The sequence below is a fragment of the Paenibacillus ehimensis NBRC 15659 genome, assembly GCF_004000785.1.
GTDB lineage: Bacteria > Bacillota > Bacilli > Paenibacillales > NBRC-103111 > Paenibacillus_G > Paenibacillus_G ehimensis.
Genome location: NZ_BILX01000159.1, coordinates 1 through 3,212, shown reverse-complemented (window position 1 = coordinate 3,212; position 3,212 = coordinate 1). Strand labels below are relative to the sequence as shown.

Genomic DNA, 3,212 nt, shown 5'->3' with positions numbered 1-3,212 from the left:
AACGTTGGTAGCGAAAATGCATCAGGAGCTGCAGGTCAAGGTGCCGCTGCGGGATGTATTCCATTACCCGACGGTCGAGCAGCTTGCGCAGATCGTCGGCGGCATGGAGCAGGACGCCAACACGGTCATTCCGCTGGCCGGCCCAAGAGCGTACTATCCGGTATCGTCGGCTCAAAAGCGGATGTACGTTTTGAGCCAGCTGGAAGGCGGAGAGACGAGCTACAACATGCCGGGTGTCACGCTTGTGGAGGGGCATCTGGACCGCGGAAGACTCGAAGACGCGTTCCGCAAGCTGATTGCCCGCCACGAAACGCTTCGCACCGGCTTCGAGATGGCGGACGGCGACGTCGTGCAGCGGATTTACGATAATGTCGATTTTGCCGTGGAGTACAAGGCGGCAAGCGAGGAAGAAGCGGAAACGCATATCCGCGAATTCGTGCGGCCGTTCGATCTGGAGCAAGCGCCATTGCTGCGGGTAGGCTTGATCGAGCTTGGTCCGGAACGTCATTTGCTGCTGTATGACATGCATCACATCATTTCCGACGGTGTGTCGATGGGCGTGCTGATCAGGGAATTCGTGCGGCTGTACGAAGGCGAAGAGCTGCCGCCGCTGCGCGTGCAATACAAGGACTATGCGGTTTGGCAGCAAGCGGAAAAAGCCGGCGAGCGGCTGAAAAAGCAGGAAGCGTACTGGCTGGACGTGTTCCGCGGCGAAATCCCCGTGCTCCATATGCCGACCGATTATGCGAGACCGGCCGTACAGCGTTTTGAAGGCGCGCGGTTGGACTTCGCCGTCGGCCAAGCGGCCCGAGACGGGCTGAAGCGGCTTGCCGCGCAAACCGGTTCTACCCTGCACATGGTGCTGCTGACGGTTTACAAAACGCTGCTGCACAAATATACGGGACAGGAAGACCTTATCGTCGGCACGCCGATTGCGGGAAGGCCGCATGCCGATCTGGCTAGCCTGATCGGCGTGTTCATAGGCACGCTGGCGCTGCGCAGTTATCCGGCGGAAGATAAGACGTTTACGGACTATTTGCTGGAAGTTAAGGAACAGGCGCTCGGCGCTTACGAGCATCAGGACTACCCATTTGAGGAACTGGTCGAGAAGCTTAACCTGACCCGGGATATGAGCCGCAATCCGCTGTTCGATACGATGTTCGAATTGAAGACGCTGGAGCAGGTGGAGCTGAGCATCGAAGGGATCGATTTCAAGCCTTACGCGAGCGAGAGTGCTTCGGCGAAGTTCGATCTGACGCTGGATGCGCTGGAATCGGAAGAAGGACTGCTGTGCAGCATCGAGTACAGCACCGTGCTGTACAAGCGGGAAACGGTCGAGCGGCTGGCGAATCATTTTGTCCGGCTGATCGACTCGATTGTCGGCAATCCGCAAGCGAAGCTGTCGGCCTTGGAGATGATCACGCCGGAAGAGCGGACGATGCTGGTGGACGGCTTCGGCAGCGTAGGAGCAAGACGTGGCGGAGAGCTGGCGGATTATGCGCCGGAGCAAACGTTCCACGCGTGCTTCGAGGCGCAGGCAGCGCTTGTGCCGGAGCAGACGGCGGTCGTGTATGCAGGGACGCAGCTGACATACCGCGAGCTGAACGAGCGGGCGAACCGGCTGGCCCGGACGCTGCAAGCACGCGGGATCGGTCGCGAGTCGATCGTCGGCATTCTGGCCGACCGTTCGACGGACCTGCTCGTCGCCGTGCTGGCCGTCTGGAAAGCGGGCGGCGCGTACGTCCCGCTTGACCCGGACTATCCGTCCGAGCGGATCGGCTTCATGCTGCGGGACAGCGGAGCGGCCGTGCTGCTGACGCAGACGCATCTGCAGGAGCGCGCGCAGGCGTGGCTGTCCGAAGGCCATACGCTGGAGGCGGTGCTGTGCCTGGACGACGAAGCGGTATACGCCGAAGACGCGTCCAACGTGCCGAACTCGAACGAGCCGGGCGACCTCGCCTACGTGATCTACACGTCGGGGACGACGGGCCAGCCGAAAGGCGTCATGATCGAGCACCGCAGCCTGGTCAATACGGCGGCGGCATACCGCCGGGATTACCGTCTGGACCAGTTCCCGGTGCGGCTGCTGCAATTGGCGAGCTTCTCGTTCGACGTGTTCGTGGGAGATATCGCGCGGACGCTGTACAACGGCGGGATGATGGTCATCTGCCCGAAGGAAGACCGGATCGACCCGACGCGCCTGCACGGCTGGATACGGGATTACGAAATCACGGTGTTCGAATCGACACCGGCGCTGATCGTGCCGTTCATGCAGCATATCGCGGACCACGGCTTGGATATCGGCTCGATGGAGCTGCTGATTACGAGCTCGGACAGCTGCAGCGTAACGGATTACCGGGTGCTGCAGGAGCGGTTCGGGTCGTCCATGCGGATCATCAACGCGTACGGGGTAACGGAAGCGGCGATCGATTCGAGCTACTACGACGAGCCTTTGTCGAAGCTGCCGGAGACGGGCAGCGTGCCGATCGGGCAGGCGTGGCTGAATGCGCGGTTCTACATCGTGGACGCGCAGCTCAATCCGGTGCCGGTGGGCGTGCTGGGCGAGCTGTGCATCGGGGGAGCCGGGGTCGCGCGAGGCTACTTGAACCGGCCGGAGCTGACGGCGGAGAAATTCGTGCCGAACCCGTTCGTGCCGGGCGAGCGTTTGTATCGGACGGGCGACCTGGCGCGATGGATGGAAGACGGCAACGTGGACTTCATCGGGCGGATCGACCATCAGGTGAAAATCCGCGGATACCGGATCGAGCTAGGGGAGATCGAAACGGCGATGCTGCGGTTCGCGGGCGTACGGCAGGCGGTCGTGATCGACCGGACGGACGAGCGGGGGCAGAAATATTTAGCCGGGTACGCGGCAGGGGACGAAACGCTGAGCGTAGAGGAGCTGCAGGCGTATCTGGAGCAAAGCCTGCCGTCGCATATGGTGCCGGCGCGGATGATGAAGCTGGAGCGGTTGCCGCTGACGCCAAACGGCAAGGTGGACCGCAAAGCGCTGCCGGAGCCGGAAGGCGCGGTGCGCGCGGGAGCGGCGTACGCAGCGCCGCGGACGGCGGCGGAGCAGACGCTGGCCGAAGTCTGGCAGGCCGTGCTGGGCGTGGAGAAGGTCGGCATTTTGGACAACTTCTTCGAGCTGGGCGGCGATTCGATCAAAGCGCTGCAGGTGGCCTCGCGCCTGCTGCAAGCCGGCTACAAGC

The 3,212-nt window shown here is 62.4% G+C and carries 1 protein-coding gene; it reads left to right on the top strand.

The window, feature by feature from the left end; translation table 11 throughout:
• The coding region (locus PEH01S_RS33990) for a non-ribosomal peptide synthetase (protein ID WP_127490431.1) at nucleotides 1–3,212 on the top strand (3,212 nt) is incomplete at both ends.